This is a genomic window from Pseudomonas sp. MM213, from assembly GCF_020423045.1.
Lineage (GTDB): Bacteria > Pseudomonadota > Gammaproteobacteria > Pseudomonadales > Pseudomonadaceae > Aquipseudomonas > Aquipseudomonas migulae.
The window spans coordinates 2,083,996-2,104,879 of the sequence record NZ_CP081943.1; the positions used below are offsets into that span (position 1 = coordinate 2,083,996).

Genomic DNA, 20,884 nt, shown 5'->3' on the forward strand with positions numbered 1-20,884 from the left:
GTGGGTGTGTTCGGGATTGAGGGTTTACGCAAAACCTGTAGGAGCCGGCTTGCTGGCGATCCGGGCGCTGCGGTGCATCAAGTACGCTGAAACCTACCGGGACGGCTCGCCGGCTGGCTCGGCCACTTCCCGGGTCAGAAAGTCGATCAAGGCCCGCGCGGTCGCTGACAATTGGCGATGGGGCGGATAGATCACCGAGAACGGTCGGGAGCGTCCGCCCGACTGTTCAAGCAGCGGCACCAGGCGTCCACTTTGAATGCGCTCGCGAACGATGAAATCGTAGCTCTGGCAGATTCCCATGCCATGCTCGGCCAGGGACACAATGCCCAGCACGTCGTCGGACACCTGCACATTCGCCTCAGGTATCCACTCCCGATCAACCCCCTCTTCGCGAAACAGCCAGGGCCCGACGCGGCCGCTGCTGGGCATCACAAACGGCAGGCAGGCATGCGCCGCCAGCTCGTCGACACTGCGCGGTGTGCCGGCACGTTTCAGGTAGTCCGGCGCGGCGACCAGGCACAAACCCGCGTCCTCCAGCTTGCGTCCGATCAGGCCGCTGTCCGGCAATTGCCCGAGACGAATCGCCAGGTCATACCCTTCCGCCACCAAATCCACATTGCGATTGCTGATGCTCAACTCGATGCGCACTTGCGGGTACTGCCGGGTAAATCGGCACAGCAATGGCGGCAACCGGTAATGCCCGTAGGTCGTCGGCACACTCAGCCGCACACGCCCGGTCAACTCGCCTTCCTGCCCCTGGATCGTTCGTTCGGCATCATCGATCAACCCGAACGCCGCGCGGGATTGTTCAAGGTAAAGCAGGCCCGCCTCGGTCAGGCTCAGACGCCGGGTCGTGCGCCGCAACAGCTGGACGCCGAGGCGCGCTTCCAGGCGCGAAATCGCCCGGCTGACCACCGACGGCGTGGTCGCCAGAAACACCGCCCCGGCGCTCAACGAGCCCTTTTCCACCACGGTAACGAACACTTCAACGTCCGCGAGATAATCGAATCGACGGGTCACTCTTACCTCCAAAGAACAAGTGATTTCCTTCGCAGCGAGTTTATCGCCCATACAGGCATGAATATAGTGAATCAACGATCCGGCGACCGCCGATCGATCACCTCACTGTTCGGAAGCTCCCATGCGCCCTATTGCCCGACTCGCCCTCGCCATGACCATTTCCGCGGCTGCCTTCAACGCACAGGCCAGCAATGTCCTGATCGTGCTGTCCGATTCCGACCACCTCGACCTCAAGGACCAGAAGGTATTCGCCACCGGTTTCTACCTGAACGAACTGATGCAACCGGTGAAACTGCTGCTCGATGCCGGGCACTCGGTCACCTTCGCCACGCCGACCGGCAAGGCGCCGACACTGGACCAATCGTCCAACGACAAGATGTATTTCAACAATGACGTGGCGGCCTTACAGGCGCACAAGGCGTTGCTGGATCAGCTAAAAGTCACTTCAAAAGGCGAGTCGCCAGTCATCAGCCTGGCGCGGGTCGAACAGATCGGCTACGAGCATTTCGATGCCGTCTACGTCCCCGGCGGCCACGCGCCAATGCAAGACCTGCTGCACAGCGCCGCGCTGGGAAAACTGCTGAACAACTTCCATGACAACGGCAAGACCACCGCCCTCGTCTGCCACGGCCCGATTGCCCTGCTGTCGACCCTGGCCGATCCCGTCGCATTCACCCGACAACTCGAAACCGCTGGCAAAGCCTCCACCAAAGGCTGGACCTACGCCGGCTACAAATTCACCGTCATCAGCAATCAGGAAGAGGAATTGGCCAAGGGCTTGTTGAATGGCGGCGCGATGAAGTTCTATCCGCAAACAGCGCTGGAACACGCGGGCGGCGTCTATCGCAGCAACACCTCGCCGTGGGCCTCCAACGTCGTCATCGACCGCGAACTGGTGACCGGCCAAAACCCGGGTTCCGCGCTGGACGTGGGCAAGGCAATCGTCGAGCGTCTCAAGCCTCGGAGCTAGAGACTGAGTGGTCCCGGAATGGTAAAACTCGTGGCGTTGTTTTTTGTTTGAATGGCCTCGAAAAAGGATCACATCGGTGAAGTCACCCGCCACGCCAGATTCAAGTGTCACAGCCGAGTCTGGCCTGCGCCTGCAAACCCGGCTGATCGCGCTGGTGGTGGCGGTGACCTTTTTCATGGAAAACCTCGACGCGACGGTCATCGCCACCGCGTTGCCCACCATGGCCAGCGCGTTCGGCATTACGCCGGTCGACATGAACATCGGCATCACTGCCTACATTCTTGCCGTGGCGATCTTCATCCCGCTGTCCAGCTGGATCGCCGACCGCTTTGGTGCGCGAAAAGTGTTTGCCGGCGCAATCATCGTCTTCACCCTCGCCTCGCTCCTGTGCGGGCTCAGCCAGAACATCGAAATGTTCGTGTTCGCCCGCGTGCTCCAGGGCATCGGCGGCGCACTGATGGTGCCGGTAGGACGTCTGGCCGTGCTGCGCAACACCGACAAAAAAGACCTGGTAAAAATGATCGCGGTGATTACCTGGCCCGGCCTGGTAGCGCCCATTCTCGGGCCAATCGTGGGCGGCCTGATCGTCACCCACGCATCATGGCCGTGGATCTTTTACGTCAACCTGCCGCTCGGTGCGTTGGCGCTATTTGCCGCACTGTGGCTGGTGCCCGAAGGACGCGAAGAACACGTCCGCCCGTTCGACGGCAAAGGCTTCGCCCTGTTGGCCGGCGCCTGCGCCTCGCTGCTGGGCGGTCTGGAATGGCTGGGCAGCCAGCACGGCAACGCCATGTACGCAGGACTCGCGCTAGTGATCGCCGGCATGATCCTCGCCGTGTGGGCCGTGCACCACTGCCGACATCACACCCACCCGCTTTTGCCGCTCGGCACCGTGTCCATCAACACCTTCCGGGTCAGCCTCTTCGGCGGATCACTCTTTCGCCTGGCCATCAGCGCCTTGCCGTTTTTGCTGCCGCTGTTGTTCCAGGTTGGCTTCGGCTTATCGCCCGTCGACGCCGGCCTGCTGGTGCTCGCAGTGTTCGCCGGCAACCTGGCGATGAAGCCGTTCACCACGGCGATCATGCAGCGTTATGGCTTTCGCCAAGTCCTGCTGATCAACGGTGTCATCGGCGTCATCTCGATTGTCGCCTGTGCCTTCTTCACCCCACAGACACCCTTTGCCGTGATTGCCGCCGTGCTATTTATCGGCGGCTTGTCGCGATCCATGCAATTCACTTGCTACAACTCCATCGGTTTTGCCGACGTACCCAAGGCACGCATGAGCGAAGCGTCGGCGTTATTCAGCATGTTCTTTCAACTGGCCATGGGGTTGGGGGTGACGGTTGCTGCGTTGTTGTTGCGAGTGTCGATGTCGGTGCAAGGCCATGAGTTGCAGGCGCAGGTTACTGACTTTCGAGTGGCGTTTGTGGGTGTGGCGGTGTTGGGGTTGTTGGCGTTGGTTGATGTGATCAGGTTGCCCAAGGATGCGGGGGATAGTGTGTTGAAGCGGGTTTGAACCTGCCTCAAAGCGGCTGAACAGAGACGGCTCATTCGAGCCGCCCCTGTACTTGATTACCCGCGTTTGGGCAATTTCCAGTTGGGTCGGATGAAGTGGCAGGTATAACCGTCGGGAAGCCGTTCGAGGTAATCCTGGTGTTCCGGTTCCGCTTCCCAAAACGGCCCGGACGGGGTGATTTCAGTGACCACCTTGCCGGGCCAAAGGCCGGAAGCTTCGACATCGGCCACGGTGTCTTCGGCAACCTCTTTCTGCTCATCGCTGAGGTAGAACAACGCAGATCGGTAGCTCGCGCCGACATCGTTGCCTTGGCGATTTTGGGTGGTCGGATCATGAATCTGGAAAAAGAACTCGAGAATCTGGCGATAGCTGATTTGTTGCGGATCGAACACGATCTCGATGGCTTCCGCGTGATTGCCGTGGTTGCGATAAGTCGCGTTCGGCACATCGCCTCCCGAGTAACCCACCCGTGTGGACAGCACGCCGGGGTAACGTCGCAGCAAATCCTGCATACCCCAGAAGCAACCACCGGCCAGGATGGCGGTTTCGGTTTGCGTCGTCATGAACGGTCATTCTCCTCAATGAAAGTGGCGCGTTATTGATTACGGATCGGACTGTTGAACGAGTCGGAGCGACTGCCGCACGGGTGTCGACGCAATGATCATAAACCTTAACCGCTACGCCGTAAGCTCGACGTAGCTCGACTCCCCACCACCCGTCGCGCCCGACAACCAACCCCAAACAAAGGCCAGAGTGGTACGCCCTGCGTGATCAACGCCCACCGTGCCACGAGACCAGCCGGCAAGCATCTCGCCATCCGCCGTCAAACACTGAAAAAGCAGCTCAATGGTATCGGGACCTGTCACACGCCCGACTTGATGACCGATGCGTATCCGTCCGCCCTGGTAAGTGCTCGAAATGGCATTCCCCTCGACGTGGTAGTGAAACACGGTGCCGGCACCGGACAGCCCTTGAGCGTTATTCGCGACGGTAAACCGGCGATTGTTCAAACGCTCGCTGATTTGAGAAAAGGGGGTTTCCATGAGTGTCGCGTCCTTTGGTTGAGAGGTTCCGTTTCTAGGCTTTGATGATCCTAACTCATTCTTTTCCGAGTGATGAAGACGCAGGGTTGGCGATCTCTGATGCTGTGGCTTCAATCCAAAAACAAAAAAAGCCCTGCCCCGACTAAATGGGGCAGAGCTTCTGTTGGCGCATCACGTTATATCAACGCCCTCGCCTACTCCTGCGGGTCAACCTGATCCAGCACCCGATTCACCGTCAATTCCGCTAACGCAATCATCTGCTGAATGCCCAGTGCCAAATTGCATTTGGGGCCTTCGAGTATGAACGCCAGCTCACTGGCCATAACGCTTGCAGAAGCGAGTGTTTCGCAGGCGTGAACCAACAAGGTTTCAGTGCTTGCGGTGGGGACGACGGCGAAGATCGGGTTTGGGCGGCGCTCGGCCTCGGCGGGTTTGCGGGGTGGGGATTCAGAAGTTTCGGATGGGTTAACGTTTTCGTCGAGCATTTGGAACTCCAATGAACTGGGCTCCTATGAGAAAGACGGGCTACCACACCCGGTCGCTGTATTGGCAGCGGCAGAGGGAGGTTAGTAAGGTTGCTTCCTAGGTGCAAGCCTAATAGGTTGTAGGAAATTTCGATGGAGTTAGGCGCCGAATCTGTAGGGGTTGATTTCGGCCGAAGCAAGTTTTCTTGTGAGCGCGAATAAATAAATCTGTCCCCTTTTCCCACTCTGTTTTAGTCCCTATTTCTTCACAAGGCTTCCTCATGCCATTCGCGACCGTAGTGCTGCTCGACTCCTGGCCACAACCAAGTACATCGCCCGAACCCATCGTGTTCGCCACGGACACGCAGCTATGTTTGCGGTATTGCACCGCAGGGGAAGAAATAGCTGTAATCCATTTTCCGCTTGTTAAAAAAATTAAGTTCGGCTCACCAAACGACGAGGCATTGGGCGGCCATCCGCTTATTGGACTTGGTCTCAAGCATTATCAAATTCACCGTATAGATAATTCGCCTTGGCTGGCAGAGCTTGAGCAGAGAAACGCTATTCATCCGCGACATGATAAACAGCGGTTTCTAAAGGATGCCATTCACTATGTCTTTACGTTCCAGGACTCCACTCTGGAATGCATCGTATATGAGGGGGAGTTCTGGCATCCAAAAATACAAGTCTTTACTTCTGAGCAGAAGGCAAAGGATGTCTGGCGCCAACTGATCAATGATGTGGGGGCATGACCCCCTGGTGCGTCCAGCCAAGCCACCTTCCAAACTCCAGAATCAAGGCTGGGAAGGAGTAGTTGCTACCCCCCTATGCCGGCGCCACATCTCGTCAGTGGCAGGCAGATTATGCCAATTGTGAAAGGCTGCAATCGACCCAAAGCTGCCTGTTAATACGCCAATCAGGTGTTCACAAACGCGAAGCAAATTCTTGAAACCGGTCAAAAAGTCGGAACCCGACATAATCAGACCTACGCTGGTACAGCCACCGATAATAGCAATCCCAGTAGCTAATCATGCGGTCTCGTGTGGCCTGAAAATACTTCGGATTGTCCCGAATGAAGGTGCCGTAAAGCATAGGGTCAAGCATTCGGAACTGGGCCTCACAAGCGTCGAGAATCTCGATTACATACTCGCCAGTCAGCTGAAAAACAAATGGAACAACCCAAGGTTCGGAGACCGGGAGGACACGTTCAAGTTGACGCTGGCGCACATGGCCATCGTGGTGCCTGGTTAAAAGGCACGAGTACATTATGCTTTGCGTTCCATTCAGTGCCTTACCAGACAGTTCGTTGCCTTCGTGGTGAATTCGGTAAGGAATGACCAAGTGATCTTCACCTACTTTGACCTCTATGCCCTGATGGGTAGCAAAGCTGGTATTGCCCATAACCAAGCCCACGCCATCTGTCTGCAATTTCAGAGGGGGCGGGAAGGCGCTAGCGATTGATCCCATAGTGGCTGAAGTCTGAAACGCGACATTGCTTTCCATGGCGCGGGATCCTTTTCGAATAATTTAGCTTCGTCGACAAACACCTCAGCAGGATAGCGACCAAGGCAGCGTTCGTCTGCTTTTGGCCGGTTGCTGCCTGTTAGCACAGGCAGAAATTGGCCAGTAGCTGTCCTTTACTGCAACTTTTCACTAGGCACACGCCGAGTGGTTTTGAGCATTTTCTCCGCATCGTTTTGGGGAACATTGGCCCAGCGGAAATAGAACTTCTCGAGCCGGAATGAACCATCCTTAACCTCAGTGACAGCCCAGTTGTCTCGATAGGGAACCGTGCTGGTTTGATTGGCGATGAAGTAGGTTTTGCCCTTCTCGACAGTAATTGTGAAGCTGCCATCACCCAGATCGCCAGCTAGAAAGTTTTGCCGTTTGGCTTGTACTGCATGCGTGCCAGGCAGCAGCGTGACCGTGAAGAAACCACCGGAAGGGAGCATCCCAACGTGCAGACCATCCACTTCAATATTTTCAGCCACCCCAGCCCCGACTGTATTCGGTTGCCGCAGGAAATAGACCGTTGCGCTGTTTGCGCTGACCTCGGCCGGTGCCTGGTAGAACGGTTGCCCTTCTAAGGACGGGGCGCTGGCGCAGCCCTGAAGCAGCGAGGTAGCAGCGATAAGCGCAGCGAAAAAAAAGGTGCGTGGCATAGCGGGTTTCCTATCTGGTTTTTCGGCAGTATGCGAAGGGGCAAACGGAAGCGAGCCGCGTTTTGGATGGGAGGCGGTCCAGTTCTTGGGCGGACGCGTTGCGCCGGCGAAGTATGCCATCGCTCCCATATGCGCTAGGCGTTTTCCCTACTCTCAAGAGGCAGCTATTGGCCGATTGCAGCCTGTCGCGAAGGACTGCAATCTACCCATTCCAGTCAATTGCAAATGCTCAGAAACGCACTCCCAATTTGTGGGATGAATGACTTGAGTCGCCTGTAAAACGCGCAGTTGGTCGAATAGCTTTTGCAGAAATACATCGCCCGCCACTGAGTCTGAAAGCAAGTAATGCCCAGATCAATTGTCCCAGCCGGCTGCGAGGCAGAACTCGGCACTCTGGAAACTTTGGTGAATTTGTTCATCAACGCCCAGGACGTGTGAACCCAATCGTTTGAACCCTTGGAGTTTGACCAGGTTTTCAGCTAGCGATAGCCAACCAGAGTCTGACAACTCATTGAAACTGAATGTCAGGTGTCCGTTGGCTGCCGTGTCGAGAGTTGGGTTCATCTCCTAAAGACCAGGCTTCATGCGCGAATAGGTCGAAACACCCATCACCAGCATGATGATCAAAACCACGAAGACTTCGCGCTGCAGTACTCGCAAAAGTAACTGCCCAACCTTGTGTCTGATCGCTTGTAGCGCTCGAGTCCACATCGAGACCTTCCCGCCGCACAGCGCCATATTCGTGAAATAAAGCGTGCCCAGAAACACCACCACCGGGCTGCCCCACTGCATCCATGGCACATGACCGGACCATAAGCTTGACAGGGCGGCGGGCATGGCACTGGGGAGTATGTGGCGGAGTATCAGGAGCCCGGCGCCTTGCCGATACCAACGGCGCGGGAGTAACCCACGGCTGAGCAGCACATCCAGCGACCCCGCAGACACTGCCACGAGGGACCATATCCTATAGGCCTTCATGCCCAACCAAATCACTATCGGAAGGAACAGCGGCATGACCAGCAGACTGGCCAGTCCTTCCCTTTTTGCAGTTCCGGCAAGTATCGAAGGCATAACTACAACGGACAACGCGAGCCACAGGAAAAGGTACACCCCTCGAAAGCTTCCGGGCGGCAACCAATCCCGCCAGTTGTCCAGTGGTTTTAGCCCGAGACGTTGAGGCAACTCGGGGTACTGGTATTCGATGGATTGCGCAATCTGCGCAAAACGTTGCCAGTCGAGGCTGGAGAAGTAGTCGGCCAATCCACGACGGCGGCCGTCACTCATGGGTTTGAACAGCAAGGCGGCGGCCTGCCCATGAATTTTATCGGCGTCGAATCTGGCTAGGTCGCTGCGTACGGATTCTTCCATGACGTGCATGTCGCATCGCCGGGTCAGGCGGTCCCAGCGCCAGTACTCGCACGGTAAATTACCCTGGGCTTCGTCCCACCCCATGGCTTGGCAGACGCCATCGAAAAAGGCAGGCGACCATTGCGCAGTCGATTCGAGCCAATCCAATACGCTCTGCTCGAATTGCTCGCGATGCTCGAAAGGCATCAGCCAGTCGCTGGCAAGCCAGTGGCGCAACGCGTCCATTACCTGACGGTCTTTACCTTCGGCCAACCATTGCTTCATTTGCTCCAGGGACGGTTCTGGAGGGCTGACGGCGATCTGGGAGTCAACGCGCTCCAAGGGGCTGACCAGTGAGGAGTATTCCGGGGTTGGTGCGCTGACGGCTGACGGCGCATCAACGACCTCCTCATCAACCTGCGCACGCCAGCGAGCTTCGGCCAGCGAGGTTTCATAGGCTTCGCGCAGGCGCTGAAACTCATCGGGATTTTCGTCCGGGCGGTGATTTTTCAACAACCGCGCATAGGCGCGCTTGATGCTGCGTTCGTCCGCGTCCGGGGTAAGGTCGAGCAATTTCCAGTGGCTCATGGTGGCTTAACCCTCCCGTTCGAAATGAGCAAGACGCTGAGTGATTTCACTGCGGGCTGCACGTATCTGGTGTTCGTCCTGGGTATCGAGCATCTGCTGGAAATAGTTCGCCAGCCCGGCAATATGCTCCCGGCCATCACCGAGGCTTTCCTGGTACAAACGGTCCAGCCGGGCCAACAGCAGGGTATTGATCTGCTGATCCCGGGGGTGCACCTTCAACGATTCGAGGGCGGCCAGTCGCCGGGCAATTTCCTCGGGAGGCAGTACACCTGGGTTGTTCTCGATCACTAGCCGGCGGGTGTCGCCGTTGATCGGCAAATGCACTTGAGCTTCGAGCAAGCCGTTGTTGTCGTAGGTGAAGCGCACATCCAGGGTGACTTCACCGGCCTTGCGCGGCGGAACCGGGATTTCCAGCTCACCCAGGAAAATATTGTTGCTCACCAGCCGGCTTTCGCCCTGATAGATACCCAGATTGACCACTTTCTGGTTGTCACTGAGGGTGGACACGGTACGGGACCGACTGACCGGCACCACAGTGTTGCGCTCGATGATCGGCAAGTAATGACCGCTTTGGAAACCTCCACCTTGCTGTACCGACGTCTCGATGCCCAACGTGTAGGGACAGACATCGGTAAGCACCACTTCTTCAAGGGAGGCATGGCGAGCCTGAAGTGCCGCCTGAATGGCCGCACCCTGCGCGACCACTTCGTCCGGGTTGAGCTGCATCGCCGGGATTCGCCCGAACAGGGACGCCACCAGCTTGCGCACCAGCGGCATGCGTGTCGTGCCGCCCACCAGCAATATTTCGTTCAGGTCCGCGACCTTGATCCGGGCATCACGCATTGCACGTTCGATCGGAGCACGCAAGCGGTCCAGCAATGGGCGAACGATGTCAGCAAGCTCGCCCTGGGTCAGTTCAATACTCCACTCACGCGTTTGCTCGCGAAGGGTAAAGCGTGCGGTCTGCACCTGGCCCAAGGCATGGCGAACCCGTTGCGCTTCACGCCGTAACCGCTGTGCAATGGCAGGAAGGCTGGTGTCTGGCAGGTCAGCGGCGCCGATTTTAGCGATGAAATGCTCCACCAGCAGGTCATCGAAGTCTTCACCGCCGAGGAAGTTGTCTCCCGCACTGGCGCGGACTTCCATGACGCCTTCGAACAGCTCCAGAATGGATACGTCAAAGGTCCCACCGCCGAGGTCGAACACCAGAAAGGTCGCTTCGTTTCGCTGTTGAAGGCCGTAGGCCAAGGCGGCGGCGGTGGGTTCGTTGACCAGTTTTTCAATTTTCAGCCCCGCCAGTTCGCCAGCAATGCGCGTCGCCTTGCGTTGAGCATCGCTGAAGTACGCGGGTACGCTGATCACCGCTTCGTGAACAGGCTCGCCCAACGCGCGCTCGGCGTCGGTCTTGAGACTGCGCAGCAGCATCGCCGAAAGTTCTTCCGCGCGGTAGGCGCGTGCGCCAAGTAGCGTTTCCCGGGCGCTGCCCATGTAGCGCTTGAACAGAGACGCGGTGAGGTACGGGTGGGTGTGCAACCGCTCGCGGGCGATATCCCCGACGACCAGTTGGCCATGGTCGTCGAGGCCAACGACGCTAGGCGTGAGAAGGTTACCCAGGGCATTGGGGAGTATCCGGGCATGTTCGCCGTCCCAGGCAGCCACGAGGCTGTTGGTGGTGCCCAGGTCGATACCAATGATCACAATCACTTTTCCTTAAATGACGCGTCCGGAAAGTAGAGCACTTTGGTCGCAAGGTCAGTCATCACAGTCGTACCGGCGGTACGCAAATCCATGGATTGGATTATCGGCAGTGATGGCGGTAGCTTTAACCCGACCTGGGGTAAATGGGGATCGTCGGAAATGGGGAGGGGTCTATTTCTGTGCTCTGAACATCGGCTTATGGCCGTTCTCTGCCGGTAATGACTGGCTACTTTTGGCCGATTGCTGCCCTGCCCGAGCGACCGCTCTGCGTTCCAGCTCCCCCCGCAAACACTAAACCGCAAAAACCAAAAAGCCCACTCGACCGTCACCGATCAAGTGGGCTTTCCGATTACGCTTCTACTTACACAGCCATATCGCTAGCAGCATTAGCCTTCGGCGCATCAGCCGGGGCTGTTACCTAAGTGATCGCTAGTGGCTGAGTCATAAGCCCACTCTTCTGCAACCTTCTCAGGATGGCTATTCAACTGGGTGCCGTAGCTCGGCACAACCTGGTGCAGTTTTTCCTGCCAGGCTGGCGAAGCGATCTTGTCCTTGAACACTTTCTGCAGCACGGTCAGCATGATCGGTGCAGCCGTCAACTGTACGACTTGTCACCAATAGCGCTGGTTTTTTGGATCTCATCGTTCGTGAAAAATTCTCCGTACCGCCTCCCTGGGTCTCGTTCGAAGGCTACAACTCTTCCTGGTGGGGAGGCCATATTCAAGGCACCCAGGGTTACTACAACGACAACTACTTCCTCCCCTTCTTCACTCAATTGAGTGACACAGAAAGACAGGCGTATTACGCAAAATTTGAAGCTACAGACGAGTGGATCAAGGCCTTGGAGCTCATGTATGAAGATGAGTGAATGGGCCCACTCAGCTCTGCTTCGAAGCCCAATGGGGGCTCCTCCGTCTTTCACGACAAAGCAGTAATCAATCTTTCAACAAGCTATCTGCAATTGCCCCCGAAAAAACAGCCTCCACCGGTCCAATAAGAAACACCGGCCCCACACCATCCCATTGAACCGTGACACTCCCGCCATCACATTCAACCTCAACGGTATCGTCCAACAACCCCCGACGAATCCCGTTAACCGCAGCGCCACAAGAGCACGAACCTGAACCCAGCGGAATCCCGCCCCAACGCTCCCAAATGCGCAACCGAATATGCTTGCGGTCAATGACCTGAACGAAGTGCACATTCGTCCTGAGCGGAAACAGCGGGTGGGTTTCAAGGGTCGGTCCGATGGCCGCAATATCAATCGCCGTCAGGTCATCCACAAAATAGGTGCAATGTGGATTGCCCATGCTGCACGCCGCCGGGCCGCCATCAAGGGGCAGAACCAACGTATCCATTTCATGAGCCAGAGGAACATCCGACCAGCCGAACAGCGGCGGCCCCATGCTGACGGAAATGTTGCCGTTAGAGGTTCGTTGGCAAGTGAGCAGCCCCCGGTTGGTGCGGAGCGTTATCGACGTCGAATTCGATTCGCGCATCAGCCTGTCCGCAGCCCCCCGCGTTGCGCTGCCACACACATCCAGCGTGGAGCCATCGGCATTCCAGAACATCAATCGCGCATCGGCGTCCTCGCAATCGAGCACCACGGCGAGTTGATTGAAACCGACGCCGCGGTGGCGATCCCCCATTCGCCGAGCCAGGGCGCTTGTCACTGGATTGGCCGAGTTTCGCGCGTCCACGACCACGAAGTCGTCGCCATTGGCGTGCATCTTATGGAAACTCAGCGGCATAGACAGATCCCTGTGGTGAATGGCCGTTTGCAGGCGATCTAGCCCCATTCGCATTGCTTTTGCAAGTTGCGTGAGGGCACGCGAAAGCTACCCGCCAGCCCCGAATTCCAGACACAAAAAAGCCCACTGACCGTCACCGGTGCAGTGGGCTTTTTGACTGGGCGTCTAGTTACAGAGCCATATCAGTTGCAGCGTTTGCCTTCGGCGCTTTTGGCGCTTCAGCCGGGGCAGCTGCCGGGGCCGCTACTTGACCGATCGCCGGTGGCGGGGTCAGTTGCAGGACCTTGGCGGTGTAAGCCCACTCTTGTGCAACCTTCTCAGGACTGCCATTCAGCTGAGTGCCGTAGCTCGGCACGATCTGGTGCAGTTTTTCCTGCCAGGCCGGCGAAGCGACCTTGTCCTTGAACACTTTCTGCAGCACGGTCAGCATGATCGGCGCAGCAGTCGAAGCACCTGGCGAAGCACCCAGCAGGCCGGCAATGGTGCCGTCAGCGGAAGCAACGATTTCGGTGCCCAGTTTCAGCACGCCACCGGCGGCTTCATCACGCTTGATGATTTGCACGCGCTGGCCGGCTTGCCACAGGCGCCAGTCTTCAGCCTTGGCGTTCGGGAAGTATTCTTTCAGGGCGTTGAGGCGGTCTTCGTCAGACAGCATCAGCTGACCGGCAAGGTACTCGACCAGCGGGTATTCCTTGATGCCGACCTTGGTCATTGGCCACACGTTGTGCGTGGTGGTGGTGGTCAGCAGGTCCAGGTACGAGCCTTCTTTGAGGAACTTGGTGCTGAAGGTCGCGAATGGGCCAAACAGGATCACGCGCTTGCCGTCCAGGACACGGGTGTCCAGGTGCGGAACCGACATCGGCGGTGCGCCAACGGAGGCTTTGCCGTAGGCCTTGGCCAGGTGTTGCTCGGCGATAGTCGGGTTTTCGGTGACGAGGAACGAGCCGCCGACCGGGAAGCCTGCGTATTCCTTGGCTTCAGGAATGCCGGACTTCTGCAGCAGGTGCAAGGCACCGCCGCCCGCGCCGATGAACACGAACTTGGCGTCGGTTTCGGACTTGCTGCCGTCTTTCAGGTTTTTGTAGCTGACGCGCCAGGTGCCGTCTTCGTTCTTGGTGATGTCTTGCACTTCGCTAGACAGTTTCAAGTCGAATTTCGGGGTGGTTTGCAGGTGCGCAACGAACTGGCGGGTGATCTCGCCGAAGTTCACGTCGGTGCCGATCGGGGACCAGGTGGCCGCGATTTTCTGGTTCGGGTCGCGCCCTTCCATCATCAGCGGAACCCACTTGGCGATCTGCGCCGGGTCTTCCGAGTACTGCATGCCGGCGAACAGCGGGCTCGCTTGCAGGGCTTCATAGCGCTTTTTCAGGAACTTGATGTTGTCATCGCCCCACACGAAGCTCATGTGCGGTGTGGAGTTGATGAACGAACGCGGGTTTTTCAGCACGCCTTGCTGAACCTGCCAGGCCCAGAACTGACGGGAGATCTGGAACGCTTCGTTGATTTCAACGGCTTTCGGGATCGAGACATTGCCCTTGTCGTCTTCCGGGGTGTAGTTCAACTCGGCCAGGGCGGAGTGACCGGTACCGGCGTTGTTCCAGCCGTTGGAGCTTTCCAGGGCGACGCCGTCGAGGCGCTCGATCATTTCCATCGAGGTGCCAGGTTCCAGCTCATTGAGCCATACACCGAGGGTCGCGCTCATGATGCCGCCGCCGATCAGCAGCACATCGACTTTCTTTGCCTCTTCCGCGTGAGCGGACGTGATCCCCATCGACAAAGCCAGCCCCAGCAGGGCCGTGTTCATTTTCTTAAACATCTTGTAGCACCTTTGATAAAACGTCATCCGCCCTTCCATCCTCACGACGAAACCCTTGTTTCACACGGCATTCAGGCAAATGTCGTGGGGGCTCGCACATGAGATCCGGAGGGTGGGCACACAAGGCCGACGTGATCCATCGACCTCAGTTTATATGTCCCTACTGAACTGACTTTTTATCTTTATTGGCTTCAGCTACTTGAGCGACAGTGATTCTGTTGGCGCGTCTCGAGGACACGCAAACTGAATAGGTCAAACCAAGTTGAGGTGAAGAATATCACGCCGGAGCAAACCCGCGCGTCTGTTCCCGACCTGATAGTCCGAACACGCGCGCCGGGGCCACTATACTCAACCTGTTTTTTCGATGAACCGGTGAGGAGCAGTCATGAGCGATAAAAACGATCTGCGCAAATATTCCTCTCAAGTGGTCGATGGCGTGGAGCGTGCGCCCGGTCGCTCGATGCTGCGGGCCGTGGGTTTCACCGACGAGGACTTCAAGAAGCCGCAGATCGGCATCGCCTCGACGTGGGCGATGGTCACGCCGTGCAACATGCACATCGACAAACTGGCGGTCGAAGCCGAGAAAGGCGCGAATGCCGCCGGGGCCAAGGGCGTCATTTTCAACACCATCACCATTTCCGACGGCATCGCCAACGGCACGGAAGGCATGAAGTATTCGCTGGTGTCACGCGAGGTGATTGCCGATTCCATCGAGGTCGTGGCCGGTTGCGAAGGCTTCGACGGCCTGGTGACCGTGGGCGGTTGCGACAAGAACATGCCGGGCTGCCTGATCGGCATGGCGCGGCTGAACCGCCCTTCCATCTTCGTCTATGGCGGGACGATTCGGCCCGGCGCCGGCCACACCGACATCATTTCCGTGTTCGAAGCCGTGGGCCAGAATGCGCGTGGCGACATCAACGAAATCCAGGTCAAGCAGATCGAGGAAGTGGCGATTCCCGGCCCCGGTTCCTGCGGCGGGATGTACACGGCCAACACCATGGCCTCGGCCATTGAAGCGCTGGGCATGAGCCTGCCCGGTTCCAGCTCTCAGGATGCCGTCGGCAGCGACAAGGCCTCGGACAGTTTCCGCGCCGGCCAGCAGGTCATGGAGTTGTTGAAGCTGGACCTCAAACCTCGCGACATCATGACCCGCAAAGCCTTCGAAAATGCGATCCGCGTGGTCATCGCCCTCGCCGGCTCCACCAATGCGGTGCTGCATCTGTTGGCCATGGCGCACGCGGTGGATGTCGAGTTGACGCTGGATGATTTCGTCGAGTTGGGCAAAGTCTCGCCAGTGGTGGCCGACCTGCGCCCCAGCGGCAAATACATGATGAGCGAACTGGTCGCCATCGGCGGCATTCAACCGCTGATGAAGCGCATGCTCGCGGCCGGCATGTTGCATGGCGATGCGATGACGGTGACCGGCAAGACCCTCGCGGAAAACCTCGAAAACGTGGCGGATTATCCGGAAGGCCAGGACGTGATTCTGCCCTTCGACCAGCCGGTGAAAAAGGACTCGCACCTGGTGGTGCTGCGCGGCAACCTTTCGCCCACCGGCGCGGTGGCCAAGATCACGGGCAAGGAAGGTTTGCGCTTTGAAGGTACGGCGCGGGTCTACCACGGCGAAGAAGGTGCGCTGGCCGGGATTCTCAATGGCGAAGTGAAAGCGGGCGATGTGATCGTGATTCGCTATGAAGGGCCCAAGGGTGGCCCGGGCATGCGCGAAATGCTCTCGCCGACGTCGGCGGTCATGGGCAAGGGGTTGGGCAAGGATGTTGCGCTGATTACCGATGGCCGCTTTTCCGGGGGTTCCCATGGTTTTGTGGTGGGGCATATCACGCCGGAAGCGTTTGATGGCGGGCCGATTGCGTTGATCGAAGATGGCGACAAAATCACCATCGATGCCGAAACCCGGCAGATCACGGTCGGCGTTTCCGATGCCGAACTGGCCGAGCGCAAAACGCGCTGGGTGCGACCGGAATCCAGGTACAAACGCGGGGTGTTGGCGAAGTATGCGAAGACGGTGTCCAGCGCCTCCGAGGGTGCCGTCACCGACAAATACTTGTAGGAGCCGGCTTGCTGGCGATGCTAACAACGCGGTATCCCATCAAACCGAGTTGCTCCTATCGCCAGCAAGCCGGCTCCTACAGGGGCGTGTTTATTTTCACAGGCGAAGCCGGTCCACCGACTGCGACAATTTCCCCGCCAGCGCTGACAGATCATCCGTCGTCGAGGGTGCCGTCACCGACAAATACTTGTAGGAGCCGGCTTGCTGGCGATGCTAACAACGCGGTATCCCGTCAAACCGCGTTGCTCCTATCGCCAGCAAGCCGGCTCCTACAGGGTCGCGTTCATTTTCAGAGGCGAAACCGATCCACCGACTGCGACAATTTCCCCGCCATCGCCGACAGGTCATCCGCGCGTAACGCGTCATGCATCATGTCGGCTTCGAGGTGATTGCGCAGCGCGGTCATGCTGACCTCGTTGTCATTCACTGCGGTCGCCATTTGCGAATTTCCCAGGTAACTGACCAGGCTAATGATCACGGCCGTGAGCAGGCCGGTGCCGATCAGCAAGAGCAATCGTAAATTTATCGACACTCTGTGGGTCTCCTGTCAGTGGGTGCGGCCATTCGCGCATGGTTTCTGAACAGGTTATTGACTGCGCCACAGCGCAATTGAAGGGCTGTTTGCGTTCGTGCGGTTTTTACGACATGCGGTAATTCCCCCTGGCCATGTTCGTTTTTTTCTCAGCGCATGCTAGGTTGTACGACGACTGATGAATGATCTTTATGTTCATCACTCGATCACCCACAACAACAAGGAAACACCCATGAAAAAAGCGAAATTGGTGGTTGGATTTCTGTGCCTGTTCAGTGGCTATGTCGCGGCCGCCCCGTCCGCCGCTGAAAAAGACGTGGCCCAGGCTGTCGACCACCTGACCCAGGCCATGCTGAAAAAGAACATTTCCGAACTGAACGCTCTGACCGCCGAAAACCTGACCTACGGGCATTCCAGCGGGAAAATCCAGAACAAGCAGGAATACATCGCCGACATCGAAACCGGTCGAAGCGCCTTCAAGACCCTCGAAATGCAAAACCAGACCATCACCCTGTCCGGTGACGTGGCGTTGGTTCGCAACCATTTCTCGGCACAGGCGCTGAAAGGCACTGAAGTGATTCCGACCGAAATCGAGAACTTCCAGATCTGGCAGAAACAGAAAGGCCACTGGCTGCTGGTCGGGCGTCAGGCGTTCAAGTTCTGATTTGGGTTGTGTAGGAGCGAGCCCGCTCGCGATGCCCCCATAAGCGCCGCGTTGATTCAGGCAAACTGCGTCATCGTTGACGTTCATCGCGAGCGGGCTCGCTCCTACAATGACCGTTGATCTGCGCGCGGGGCGTGCGCCCGATAAAAACATATTTTTATGCTTAAATTGATATTGTCGAACAATCCCACTTCCCGAGGGTGCCGTCATGAATATCAAGATCCTGGCTTTAATGCTGTTGGCGTTCTGTGCTCAACCGGTCTGGAGTCAGACGCCGCCCGCCTCAACGGCTGCGCCTGACAGCGTTGCATTGACCACACGCCTGGCCTTGCGCGACCTGTGGGTCGAACATGTGTTCTGGATCAGAAACTACGCCATCGCCAATCAGGCTGCCGACAAGCAGCAAGCCAAAGTCGCCGCCGATCAGGTGGTCGACAATGCGACCAAAATCGCCAATAGCATCGCCCCGCTCTACGGTCAGCCTGCTGCCGATCAGTTGCTCAAATTGCTGGCCGGCCACTGGGGCGCGGTGAAGCACTATAGCGATGCAACGGTCGCCAAAGACGGCAAAGGCAAGCAAGCCGCCGTCGCGGACCTGACCAGCAATGCCAAGGCGATTGCCGCGTTCCTGGCCAAAGCCAACCCCAACTTGCCTGAAGCCACGCTGGTTGCCATGCTCGGTGCTCACGGGGGTCATCATGTCGCGCAGATCGATGAACTCGCCGCACACGATTACGCGGGCGAAGCGCGGACCTGGCACATGATGCGTGGCCATATCCTGGCGCTGGCCGACGCGCTGACGGCGGCACTGGTCAAGCAGTTCCCGGACAAGTTCTGACGTCGGGCGAGGACACACCATGCTGGAAGGACTGGGCCGGACACAGCAAGACCTGCTCAATGCGCTGCTGCACCATGCGAGCGGCATGAGCATTGACGAGTTGGCCGAACAACTGGCCGTCACGCGCACTGCGATTCGCCAGCATCTGGCGGCGCTTGAGCGTGACGGCCTGGTGTTGCGGGGCGAAACCCGGCCGACGGGCCGGCGTCCAGAGCAACTGTACCGGCTCACCGACCATGCCAAGGAGCAGTTTCCTCGCCAGTATCAGATGCTGGCGAGTGTGCTGATCGATGAAGTGGCCGGCATCATCGGTCCCGAAGCGCTGGCCACGCTGATGCGCAGCATGGGCCGAAAACTGGCGCTGGATCGTGAATCACAGGTGGTCGACGAAGCCAGGATCGTGCAACACATGAACCAGGCGGGATACCAGTCGGAGGTGTTCTTTCGCTCCAGCGGTGACCCGGAAATCGTCGCGCACAACTGCGTTTTTCACCGACTCGCAGAGGCCCATCCGGTGGTCTGTGAACTGGACCTGGCCTTGATCGGCACGCTGGGCGGCGCAGAAGTCGATCACACGGAATGCATGGTGCGCGGCGGTAACGTCTGCCGGTTCAAGCTTCGACCAAGCGCAGAAACGGCCGCCGAGCCCGATAACGAGCGGCCTTCTGAGCAAACAGATCCGGTTGATGATTGAGCCGTCTTCGACATCGCCCGGATCGTAAGACGCGTACACCTCACCGCCTCCCCTATCCAGGTCGAGGCAGCGTTGGCCGGATGGCATCCAGCGAAGTCAGAGATTGCAGTGGCGATCCTCTCAAAGGTAGTATTGAGAACGATTCACACTAACATCTGGAAAGCCAACCGGTGCAAGTTCCTCCGACCAGCAAGCTGGGCTTCTTTTTCAGCGACCATCATCGCTGGCTGCTGCAGCATATCCAGCGGCGCCTGCGCAATCACGCGGACGCTGAGGACACCGCCGCCGATACGTTTTGCCAGATGCTGGTGGCCCGGGTAGACCCCGACAGCATCGAACAACCTCGCGCGTACCTGTCGACCATTGCCCGACGACTGATCTTTGACCGTCATCGCCGGCGCAAGCTGGAACTGGCCTACCTCGAACGCCTGTCCACGCTGCCCGAGGCGTTTGCCCCCTCCCCTGAAGAACAGTTGCAACTGATCGAAGCCCTGGTCGCGATCGACCGGGCGCTCGACGGCTTGCCACTGGTCGTCAAAGCCACGTTCCTCTACAGCCAGCTGGACGGTCTGAGCTACGTGGCGATTGCCCACAAAATGGGGCTTTCGGAACGCACGGTCAGCCGCTACATGAAACAGGCATTGCGTCAGTGCTACCTGAGCGAGTTGACGCCATGAGCACGCCGCGCCTTGATCCGGTCAGCGAGCAGGCCATCGACTGGATGGTGAGCCTTCGTGCCGGCAAGCCCGATGCCGCACTGCAAGAACGGTTCAACGCATGGCTGGCGATGGACCCCGCACACGCCCGGGCCTGGGCCACCTTGCAGGAACGCCTTGGCGGTTCCTTCAACACGATTCGTGCCCTGGATCGGCGCCTGCCTGGTCAAGCCAACGAAGCGCGGCAACTACTGTTGCAGCCCCACGGTTCACGCCGCGATGCGCTCCGCGTGATCGCGGGCCTGGGCCTGCTGGGCGGCGGCGCGTGGCTCGGCATCCGCAGCCCGCTGGGTGACTCGCTGCTGGCGGATCTGCACACCGGCCGTGGCCAGCGTCAGGACTTCACGCTAGCCGACGGCAGCCGCCTGAGTCTGAACGCGAACAGCGCGGTGGACCTGCGCTTCGATGACAAGCAAAGGCTGGTGATTCTGCGCCACGGCGAGCTGGTGATTCAGGTAGCGGCCGACCCCCTGCGTCCGCTGCGGGTGCGCACCGCTCAAGGTGAAATACGGGCACTGGGCACCCGTTTCCTGGTGGCTCAGGAACAAGACGCGACTCGCGTTGTGGTGCTGCAACACTCCATCGAAGCCCGTCTGTTCGACGGCACGACACTTGACCTGCAGGAAGGTCAATCGGCCTTGTTGTATGCAGGGAAAATTGTCCCGGTGGCCGGCGATCAGCGTCATCGCGCCGATTGGCTCAGCGGGCGATTGAACGTGCTGGACGATCCCCTGGAACAGGTCGTCGATGCGCTGCGCCCGTACAGCCGGGGTTTTGTCCGCGTGGCTCCCGAGGTTCGCGGCTTGCGCGTCCAGGGCGTATTCCCGTTGAACGATCCGGATCGGGTGTTCACGGCCCTGGCGGAAACCCTGCCGATTCGCGTGGATCGCTACAGCCCATGGTTGACGCTGATACGTGCAAAAGAGTCGCGCTGATAAATTTTTTTGAAAATAACTCTCATTCGTGTCCGGTTTTCATTTCTCGTCCCACCTATCTC

20 protein-coding genes and 2 pseudogenes are annotated in these 20,884 nt (G+C 58.4%); 10 read left to right on the forward strand and 12 right to left on the reverse strand.

From position 1 onward, the window contains the following. Positions 1–93: 93 nt before the first annotated feature. Positions 94–1,020, reverse strand: a complete 927-nt coding sequence (locus K5R88_RS09405) for a LysR family transcriptional regulator (RefSeq protein WP_226299837.1) — start codon at positions 1,018–1,020, stop codon at positions 94–96. A 121-nt stretch (positions 1,021–1,141) separates the two neighbouring features. Here K5R88_RS09405 and K5R88_RS09410 point away from each other — a divergent pair, with 121 nt between their 5' ends. Then, entirely contained in the window at positions 1,142–1,990 is an 849-nt protein-coding gene (locus tag K5R88_RS09410; protein WP_226299838.1) for a type 1 glutamine amidotransferase domain-containing protein, read from the forward strand. 76 nt (positions 1,991–2,066) lie between these two features. Further along, positions 2,067–3,506 (forward strand): DHA2 family efflux MFS transporter permease subunit, encoded by a 1,440-nt coding sequence (locus K5R88_RS09415; RefSeq protein WP_226299839.1) that lies wholly within the window; start codon positions 2,067–2,069, stop codon positions 3,504–3,506. A gap of 56 nt (positions 3,507–3,562) precedes the next feature. On the opposite strand, the gene msrA is transcribed toward K5R88_RS09415, so the two are convergent. The 3 genes from msrA to K5R88_RS09430 all read right to left on the reverse strand — a co-directional run bounded on the left by msrA (position 3,563) and on the right by K5R88_RS09430 (position 5,034). Continuing rightward, entirely contained in the window at positions 3,563–4,069 is a 507-nt protein-coding gene (gene msrA / locus K5R88_RS09420; protein WP_226299840.1) for a peptide-methionine (S)-S-oxide reductase MsrA, read from the reverse strand. A gap of 114 nt (positions 4,070–4,183) precedes the next feature. After that, positions 4,184–4,549, reverse strand: coding sequence for a hypothetical protein (locus tag K5R88_RS09425; RefSeq protein ID WP_223437902.1), 366 nt, complete (start codon positions 4,547–4,549; stop codon positions 4,184–4,186). A gap of 194 nt (positions 4,550–4,743) precedes the next feature. Then, positions 4,744–5,034, reverse strand: a complete 291-nt coding sequence (locus K5R88_RS09430) for a DUF6124 family protein (protein ID WP_008024162.1) — start codon at positions 5,032–5,034, stop codon at positions 4,744–4,746. Positions 5,035–5,294: 260 nt separating this feature from the next. Here K5R88_RS09430 and K5R88_RS09435 point away from each other — a divergent pair, with 260 nt between their 5' ends. Beyond that, positions 5,295–5,765, forward strand: a complete 471-nt coding sequence (locus K5R88_RS09435; protein WP_226299841.1) for a hypothetical protein — start codon at positions 5,295–5,297, stop codon at positions 5,763–5,765. 172 nt (positions 5,766–5,937) lie between these two features. Here K5R88_RS09435 and K5R88_RS09440 read toward each other — a convergent pair whose 3' ends face one another. From K5R88_RS09440 to K5R88_RS09460, 5 genes and pseudogenes are all read right to left on the reverse strand, one after another. Then, entirely contained in the window at positions 5,938–6,516 is a 579-nt protein-coding gene (locus tag K5R88_RS09440; RefSeq protein ID WP_225602546.1) for a hypothetical protein, read from the reverse strand. Positions 6,517–6,650: 134 nt separating this feature from the next. Beyond that, entirely contained in the window at positions 6,651–7,175 is a 525-nt protein-coding gene (locus K5R88_RS09445) for a DUF2846 domain-containing protein (protein WP_226299842.1), read from the reverse strand. Positions 7,176–7,742: 567 nt separating this feature from the next. Beyond that, positions 7,743–9,110 carry a J domain-containing protein gene (locus K5R88_RS09450; protein WP_226299843.1) on the reverse strand — a complete coding sequence of 456 codons (1,368 nt, stop codon included), beginning with the start codon at positions 9,108–9,110 and terminating at the stop codon, positions 7,743–7,745. Between the two features lie 6 nt (positions 9,111–9,116). Beyond that, positions 9,117–10,808, reverse strand: coding sequence for an Hsp70 family protein (locus K5R88_RS09455; protein ID WP_226299844.1), 1,692 nt, complete (start codon positions 10,806–10,808; stop codon positions 9,117–9,119). Between the two features lie 443 nt (positions 10,809–11,251). After that, positions 11,252–11,404, reverse strand: a pseudogene (locus tag K5R88_RS09460) (malate:quinone oxidoreductase); the annotation flags it as partial. A 35-nt stretch (positions 11,405–11,439) separates the two neighbouring features. On the opposite strand from K5R88_RS09460, the gene K5R88_RS09465 reads away from it, so the two are divergent. Continuing rightward, entirely contained in the window at positions 11,440–11,676 is a 237-nt protein-coding gene (locus tag K5R88_RS09465) for a hypothetical protein (protein WP_226299846.1), read from the forward strand. 67 nt (positions 11,677–11,743) lie between these two features. On the opposite strand, the gene dapF is transcribed toward K5R88_RS09465, so the two are convergent. After that, positions 11,744–12,559, reverse strand: coding sequence for a diaminopimelate epimerase (gene dapF, locus K5R88_RS09470; protein ID WP_226299847.1), 816 nt, complete (start codon positions 12,557–12,559; stop codon positions 11,744–11,746). 169 nt (positions 12,560–12,728) lie between these two features. Continuing rightward, positions 12,729–14,375 carry a malate dehydrogenase (quinone) gene (gene mqo, locus K5R88_RS09475; protein ID WP_207286405.1) on the reverse strand — a complete coding sequence of 549 codons (1,647 nt, stop codon included), beginning with the start codon at positions 14,373–14,375 and terminating at the stop codon, positions 12,729–12,731. 385 nt (positions 14,376–14,760) lie between these two features. Between mqo and ilvD the strand changes: the two genes are divergently transcribed. Then, the gene (gene ilvD, locus K5R88_RS09480; protein ID WP_008042755.1) at positions 14,761–16,443 is read left to right on the forward strand and encodes a dihydroxy-acid dehydratase; all 1,683 of its coding nucleotides are present in this window, start codon (positions 14,761–14,763) and stop codon (positions 16,441–16,443) included. A 310-nt stretch (positions 16,444–16,753) separates the two neighbouring features. On the opposite strand, the pseudogene K5R88_RS09485 reads toward ilvD, so the two are convergent. Beyond that, positions 16,754–16,975: pseudogene (locus tag K5R88_RS09485) on the reverse strand (hypothetical protein); the annotation flags it as partial. Between the two features lie 232 nt (positions 16,976–17,207). Here K5R88_RS09485 and K5R88_RS09490 point away from each other — a divergent pair. From K5R88_RS09490 to K5R88_RS09510, 5 genes are all read left to right on the forward strand, one after another. After that, positions 17,208–17,639, forward strand: a complete 432-nt coding sequence (locus K5R88_RS09490; protein ID WP_207286403.1) for a nuclear transport factor 2 family protein — start codon at positions 17,208–17,210, stop codon at positions 17,637–17,639. A gap of 208 nt (positions 17,640–17,847) precedes the next feature. After that, positions 17,848–18,477 (forward strand): hypothetical protein, encoded by a 630-nt coding sequence (locus K5R88_RS09495; protein ID WP_207286402.1) that lies wholly within the window; start codon positions 17,848–17,850, stop codon positions 18,475–18,477. Between the two features lie 19 nt (positions 18,478–18,496). Then, positions 18,497–19,171 carry a helix-turn-helix transcriptional regulator gene (locus K5R88_RS09500; RefSeq protein WP_226299848.1) on the forward strand — a complete coding sequence of 225 codons (675 nt, stop codon included), beginning with the start codon at positions 18,497–18,499 and terminating at the stop codon, positions 19,169–19,171. Between the two features lie 170 nt (positions 19,172–19,341). Further along, complete coding sequence (locus K5R88_RS09505) at positions 19,342–19,848, forward strand: sigma-70 family RNA polymerase sigma factor (protein ID WP_223437405.1); 507 nt, start codon at positions 19,342–19,344, stop codon at positions 19,846–19,848. Continuing rightward, positions 19,845–20,822 (forward strand): FecR domain-containing protein, encoded by a 978-nt coding sequence (locus tag K5R88_RS09510; protein WP_226299849.1) that lies wholly within the window; start codon positions 19,845–19,847, stop codon positions 20,820–20,822. Before K5R88_RS09505 ends, K5R88_RS09510 begins: the two co-directional genes overlap by 4 nt. The last annotated feature ends 62 nt before the right edge of the window (positions 20,823–20,884 follow it).